General features: G+C 71.9%; 6 protein-coding genes and 1 tRNA gene. All 7 read left to right on the forward strand.

Translation table 11 applies throughout. The annotated features are described in order from the left end of the window. Positions 1–266 precede the first annotated feature (266 nt). Positions 267–338, forward strand: a tRNA-Gln gene (locus GSF22_RS08335). Between the two features lie 121 nt (positions 339–459). Beyond that, entirely contained in the window at positions 460–2,022 is a 1,563-nt protein-coding gene (glmU, locus tag GSF22_RS08340; protein WP_208812534.1) for a bifunctional UDP-N-acetylglucosamine diphosphorylase/glucosamine-1-phosphate N-acetyltransferase GlmU, read from the forward strand. Between the two features lie 53 nt (positions 2,023–2,075). Beyond that, a complete protein-coding gene (locus GSF22_RS08345) occupies positions 2,076–3,056 on the forward strand; it encodes a ribose-phosphate diphosphokinase (protein WP_208812536.1) in 981 nt (326 codons plus the stop codon). A gap of 368 nt (positions 3,057–3,424) precedes the next feature. Beyond that, positions 3,425–4,120 (forward strand): 50S ribosomal protein L25/general stress protein Ctc, encoded by a 696-nt coding sequence (locus tag GSF22_RS08350; RefSeq protein ID WP_208812538.1) that lies wholly within the window; start codon positions 3,425–3,427, stop codon positions 4,118–4,120. A gap of 269 nt (positions 4,121–4,389) precedes the next feature. Beyond that, positions 4,390–4,977, forward strand: coding sequence for an aminoacyl-tRNA hydrolase (pth, locus tag GSF22_RS08355; protein ID WP_244366672.1), 588 nt, complete (start codon positions 4,390–4,392; stop codon positions 4,975–4,977). A 73-nt stretch (positions 4,978–5,050) separates the two neighbouring features. Further along, a complete protein-coding gene (locus GSF22_RS08360; protein ID WP_208812552.1) occupies positions 5,051–5,866 on the forward strand; it encodes an inositol monophosphatase family protein in 816 nt (271 codons plus the stop codon). A gap of 83 nt (positions 5,867–5,949) precedes the next feature. Next, positions 5,950–6,294 (forward strand): phosphoadenosine phosphosulfate reductase domain-containing protein (locus tag GSF22_RS08365; protein WP_208812542.1); only part of this gene is annotated, 345 nt, incomplete at its 3' end.

Raw genomic sequence — 6,294 nt, forward strand, 5'->3', positions numbered from 1 at the left:
ATAGCCGCTCCAGAGATCGATAAACGTCGCCACTTTCGTGCCCTGATGTGCAGTCCTGGCCGGTTCGGCGGCCGGTCGGCGCCGGCTCCGTCCCGGGTGCCGCCGTGCCCGACCGGGGATGCCGGTGGGGCGCGACGCCGTCGCCCGGCCGGCGCGGCACGCCGCGGTGAGCCGGGCCGACCGATCGCGGGTATGATCACCAGGTTGATCCGGCGGCCGGCGCCGACGGGGGCACGGAACGCGCCGGGCGCTAGGCTGACGCGCGATGGGGTGTGGGGTAACGGCAACCCGCAGGCCTTTGGAGCCTTGAGCTCCTGGTTCGAATCCAGGCACCCCAGCTCCCGCCTCCGCAGCGCGCCGCCGGATGCCGCCGGCAATTGCGTAGGCCCGTACGGATTGCCACCGATGCGTGGTTAGCATGGGGCCGCAGACTGTCCGACCTCCGACAGGAGCTTCGTCGTGTCCCAGCCCCGCCTCCGTACCGTCGTCGTGCTCGCCGCCGGGGAGGGCAAGCGGATGAAGTCGGCCCTGCCGAAGGTGCTGCACCCGCTGCTCGGCCGGACCCTGGTCGGCCACGTCCTGGCCGCAGCGGCGCCGCTGGGCGCCGAACGCACCGTGGTGGTGGTCGGACACGGCGCGGAGCAGGTCCGCGCACACCTCGCCGAGATCGCCCCGGACGCCACCGGCGTCCTCCAGGCCGAGCAGCGGGGCACCGGTCACGCGGTCCGGATCGCGCTGGCGGCCGTCCCCGAGTCCGCCGGTACGGTCGTCGTGATCAACGGGGACGTGCCGCTGCTCCGCCCGGACACGGTCGGTGCCCTGGTCGAGGCGCACGAGAGGGCCGGCGCGGCAGCCACCGTGCTGGCCGCCGAGGTGCCCGACCCGACCGGGCTCGGCCGGATCGTCCGGGACGGCGCCGGCCGGCTGGAGCGGATCGTCGAGGAGCGCGACGCCTCCCCGGCCGAGCGGGCCGTCCGGGAGGTCAACGCCGGCATCTACGCCTTCGACGCGGCCCGGCTGCGGGACACCCTCGGCAAGCTCTCCACCGAGAACGACCAGGGCGAGGAGTACCTCACCGACGTCTTCGGCCTGCTCGTCGGGGCCGGTGAGCCGGTCGCGGTGCACGTCGCCGCCGACGCCACCGAGACGCTGGGCTGCAACGACCGGGTCGAGCTGGCCGCACTGCGCCGGCTGCTGCGGGACCGGGTCAACGAGTCGCTGATGCGTACCGGCGTCACCCTGCTCGACCCGGACACCACCTGGATCGACGTGACCGCCTCCGTCGACCGGGACGCGGTGATCGACCAGAACACCCAGTTGCGCGGCACCACCCGGGTGGGTACGGGGGCCACCGTGGGACCGGACGTCACGCTGGTCGACACGGTGGTCGGCGCGGGTGCCTCGGTGGTCCGCAGCCACGCCGTCCAGGCGGAGGTCGGTCCCGGCGCGAGCGTCGGCCCGTACGCCTACCTGCGGCCGGCCGCCCGGCTCGGGGAGAAGGCCAAGATCGGCACCTTCGTCGAGGTGAAGAACTCGGAGGTGGGCGCCGGCTCCAAGGTGCCGCACCTGACCTACGTCGGGGACGCCACCATCGGCGAGCAGAGCAACATCGGCGCGGCGACCGTGTTCGTCAACTACGACGGGGTGGCCAAGCACCGGACGGTGATCGGCAGTCACGCGCGGACCGGCGCGGACAACATGTTCGTCGCCCCGGTCCGGGTCGGTGACGGTGCGTACACGGCGGCCGGATCGGTGATCGTCGACGACGTACCGGCCGGCGCGATGGGCGTCGCCCGGGCCCGGCAGCGCAACATCGAGGGCTGGGTACGCAAGCGGCGGGCCGGTACGGCGGCGGCCGAGGCGGCCCGGCGGGCCGAGGCGGCCGGCCCGGGCGCGGAGCCCGCCGGGGCGGCGCAGAGTGCGTCGGACCGGGCCGCTGGCGCAAGGGAAGGTGAGGCAATCCACGGGGATGCCGAGGCGGTCCACCCGGCCCCGACCACGGGGGATACTGCAACCGACTAGTCCCTGGACCCACCACCGCCGGGTACCACCGACCAACGGGAGCAGACGAGCCCATGGGCAGCATCGTCGCCGAAAACCGCAAGAGCCTGATGCTCTTCTCCGGACGTGGCTTTCCGGAGTTGGCCAAGGAGATCGGTGAGGTGCTCGGCGTCGCGCCGACGCCGGCCGACGCGTACGAGTTCGCCAACGGCGAGATCTTCGTACGCTTCAAGGACTCCGTACGTGGCTCCGACGCCTTCGTGGTGCAGTCGGTCACGCACGGCGTGAACAAGTGGGTCATGGAGACCCTGATCATGATCGACGCCCTGAAGCGCGGGTCGGCGAAGCGGATCACCGTCGTCCTGCCGTTCTACCCGTACGCCCGGCAGGACAAGAAGCACCGGGGCCGCGAGCCCATCTCCGCGCGGCTCATCGCCGACCTGCTCAAGCAGGCGGGCGCGAACCGGATCCTCACCGTCGACCTGCACACCGCGCAGATCCAGGGCTTCTTCGACGGCCCGGTGGACCACCTCTTCGCGATGGACATCCTCGCCGACTACGTGGAGAAGAAGTACGCCGGCCGTCCGCTCACCGTGGTCGCCCCCGACTCGGGCCGGGTACGCGTCGCGGAGCGCTGGACCGACCGGCTCGGTGGCTGCCCGCTGGCGTTCATCCACAAGACCCGCGACCCGCTGAAGCCCAACCAGGTGGTGGCCAACCGGGTGGTCGGTGACGTCGAGGGCCGGGTCTGCCTGATCGTCGATGACATGATCGACACCGGTGGCACGATCTGCAAGGCTGCGGAGATCCTGCACGAATCGGGTGCCGCCGACGTGCTGGTCGCCTCGACGCACGCGCTGCTGTCCGACCCGGCGACCGAGCGGCTGAAGAACAGCCGGATCAGCGAGGTCGTGGTGACCAACACGCTGCCGCTGCCGCCGGAGAAGCGGCTGGACAAGATCACCGTGCTCTCCATCGCCCCGCTGCTGGCCCGGGCGATCCGTGAGGTCTTCGACGACGGCTCGGTGACGACCCTGTTCGGCGGGCTCAGCTGAGCGTGGCCCGCCGGTGACGTGAACCGGCGGGCCGCCCGCGGACATGCCGGCGTGGGCACGGGTCTGCGCCGGCTGTCGAGCGGCCGGGTGACGCCGGAGTGGACCGTCGCGTACCGGCACCGGACAGGTGCCGGTACGCTTCTCCGCCCGGGTGCGGGGTCTGCTGCGAGTAGCGGTTCCCGCCTCGGGTAGACTGGTGCGGTTGCCATGGCGAGGGTGCCCTGCGGGTCGCTGAGAAGCGCCGCACGGAGGCGCCGTCATCGACGCGGTGCTCCGGATGGTGTTCAGGACATGAGCCCCAGAGAGCCCTTCGCCTCAGCACCGCCAGACGACATTCCGCCGCAGCGACCGCAATCAGGAGTTTCCCCGTGTCCGAGGTAAAGATCAGCGCCGAGCCCCGTACCGAGTTCGGCAAGGGTGGTGCCCGTCGTACCCGCCGGGCCGGCAAGGTGCCCGCCGTGCTGTACGGCCACGGCGAGAAGCCCAAGCACATCGCGCTCCCCGCCCGGGAGTTCGCTGCGGCGATCCGGCACGGTGGCGCCAACCAGCTCTTCGCGATCGAGATCAGCGACGGCACGCAGGCGCTTGCGCTGCCGAAGGCGATCCAGCGTGACCCGATCAAGGACACCTTCGAGCACGTCGACCTGCTGCTGGTCCGGCGCGGCGAGAAGGTCACCGTCGAGGTCCCGGTCCAGCTGACCGGTGAGGCCGCCAAGGACACCCTGATCGTGCACGACCACGACACCCTGACGGTCACCGCCGACGCGACCAAGCTCCCCGACCACCTGGAGGCCTCGATCGAGGGCCTGGAGGCCGGTACCCAGGTCACCGCCGCCGACGTCGAGCTGCCGGCCGGTGTCGAGCTGGTCGCCGACCCGGAGCTGCCGGTGGCCGCGGTCACCGCCGCCCCGACCGCCGAGGAGCTCGAGGCCACCCTGCCCGAGATCGAGCAGCCGGCCGCCGAGGAAGAGGCCGCCGAGGAGGCCGTCGAGGGCGAGGAGGCCGCTGCCGAGGCGACCGCCGAGGGCGAGGAGGCCCCGGCCGAGGGCCGTACCGAGGCCTGATCGGACCAGATCGTGCGGCAGGCGTCCCCGACTCGTCGGGGGCGCCTGTTGTCGTATGTCCGGTCGGTGTCCGACGTCCGACCGGGCAGAAATCCGTAGCGGTGGTGGTCGATCGACCAGGCCGGACGGCGACCAGGGTCAGCCGACCGGCCGACCGGTCGACTGCCGGTGGTGACGGGTCGGGCCTGCGGTCGGGGGTGTGGATCGACCGGCCGTCGGCGGTGTGCAGCGGTCGGCCGGTCGGCGGGGACAGGGGAGAGACGGGCGTGATGGACGAGGCACAGCCGTGGCTGGTGGTCGGTCTGGGTAACCCCGGCCGGGAGTACGCCGGCAACCGGCACAACGTCGGCTTCATGGTGGTGGATCTGCTGGCCGGTCGGATCGGCGCGAAACTGGGCCGGCACCGGCGGGCGGTCGCCGACGTCGGCGAGGGGCGGCTCGGCTTCGGCGGGCCGAAGCTGGTGCTGGTCAAACCGCTCACCTACATGAACCTCTCCGGGGCGCCGGTGGCCGCCCTGGCCCAGTTCTACAAGGTGCCGCCGGGGCAGGTCGTCGCCGTCCACGACGAGCTGGACATCGGGTACGGCCAGTTCCGGATCAAGTGCGGTGGTGGCGAGGGCGGACACAACGGGCTCCGCTCGATGTCCAAGTCACTCGGCACCAAGGACTACGTGCGGGTCCGGTTCGGCATCGGTCGACCGCCCGGCCGGCAGGACCCGGCCGACTACGTACTGTCGGATTTCTCCCAGGCGGAACGCAAGGAGCTGGAGTTCCTGGTGGACCGCGCCGCCGACGTGGTGGAGTCGGTGATCACCCGGGGCGTGGAGCCGACCCAGAACGCGTACCACGGCGCGTGACCCGGGCCCGGGTGACCCGGGCCGGTAGGGTGCGTCGGGAGCTGGAGAGGTGATCGACGTGGCTACTCCCCCCATGATCGACGGTGCTTTCGCCCGCTGGCTGGCCACCCGGACCGGTCAGCTGCTGCTGGATCTGCGGGCCGAGTTGGGCTTCGACGACCCCGGGGCGCTCCGGGCGGCGGGGGACAAACTCGCCCACGACCTGATCCGCACCGAGCTGGCCCGCTGGCGCCCGGCGGACGCGGTGCTCGCCGAGTCCGACGAGGGCGCCCGGCTGGGCTGGGCGGCCGAGGTGAGCAGCCACGCCGTGCACCGGCTCACCGCCGACCGGGTCTGGATCATCGATCCGCTGGACGGTACCCGGGAGTTCGCCGAGTCCGGGCGCAGCGACTGGGCGGTGCACGTGGCGCTCTGGTCACGCCAGGCGAAGGCACCGCACGGGCTGGTCGGCGGCGCGATCGCCCTGCCGGCCCAGCACCGGGTGGTGGGCACCGACTTCCCGCCCGCGTACCCGCCGATGACGCTGGAGGCGGCCACCGGTGGTGGCCGGCGGATCCGGCTGGCGGCGAGCCGTAGCCGGCCCCCGGTCTTCCTCACCGACCTCGCCGACGACGTCGGTGCCCAGCTCGTACCGATGGGATCGGCCGGCGCCAGGATCGCGGCGGTGATCAGCGGTGAGGTCGACGCGTACCTGCACGCCGGTGGGCAGTACGAGTGGGACTCGGCCGCCCCGGTGGCTGTGGCGACGGCCACCGGCCTGCACGCTTCCCGGATCGACGGTTCTGCGCTGAAATACAACGAGGCGGATCCCCGGCTGCCCGACCTGCTGGTCTGCCGGAAGGATCTCGCTCCCCGGTTGCTTGCGGCGCTGCACAGACACTCCGGGTAGAGTGACCGCACTCTTCTTCGACGTCACCGACCGGAAAGGTCTGGAATTCGCATGAGCGGATCCGAGCGAAGCGAGCCGGTGTCATGACCGCTCCTGCCGACTACCGGGTGTCCCACCTCGACGAGCTGGAGGCGGAGAGCCTCTTCATCATGCGTGAGGTGGTGGCGGAGCTGGAGCGGCCGGTGCTGCTCTTCTCCGGCGGCAAGGACTCGATCGTGATGCTGCGACTGGCGCAGAAGGCGTTCGCCCCCGCCAACATCCCCTTCCCCGTGATGCACGTGGACACCGGGCACAACTTCCGGGAGGTGTTGGAGTACCGGGACCAGCGGGTGGCCGAGATGGGGTTGCACCTGGTGGTGGCCAGCGTGCCGGAGGCGCTCGCCAGTGGTCTGGTGCACGAGTCGCCGGACGGGATGCGGAACCGGATC

Source organism: Micromonospora echinofusca (assembly GCF_017614955.1).
Taxonomy (GTDB): domain Bacteria; phylum Actinomycetota; class Actinomycetes; order Mycobacteriales; family Micromonosporaceae; genus Micromonospora; species Micromonospora echinofusca_A.

Excerpts from the sequence above, each read along its gene's own strand:
- GSF22_RS08345 (WP_208812536.1), top strand. The coding sequence starts at position 2,076 with ATGGGCAGCATCGTCGCCGAAAACCGCAAGAGCCTGATGCTCTTCTCC.
- GSF22_RS08360 (WP_208812552.1), top strand. The coding sequence starts at position 5,051 with ATGATCGACGGTGCTTTCGCCCGCTGGCTGGCCACCCGGACCGGTCAG.
- pth (WP_244366672.1), top strand. The coding sequence starts at position 4,390 with ATGGACGAGGCACAGCCGTGGCTGGTGGTCGGTCTGGGTAACCCCGGC.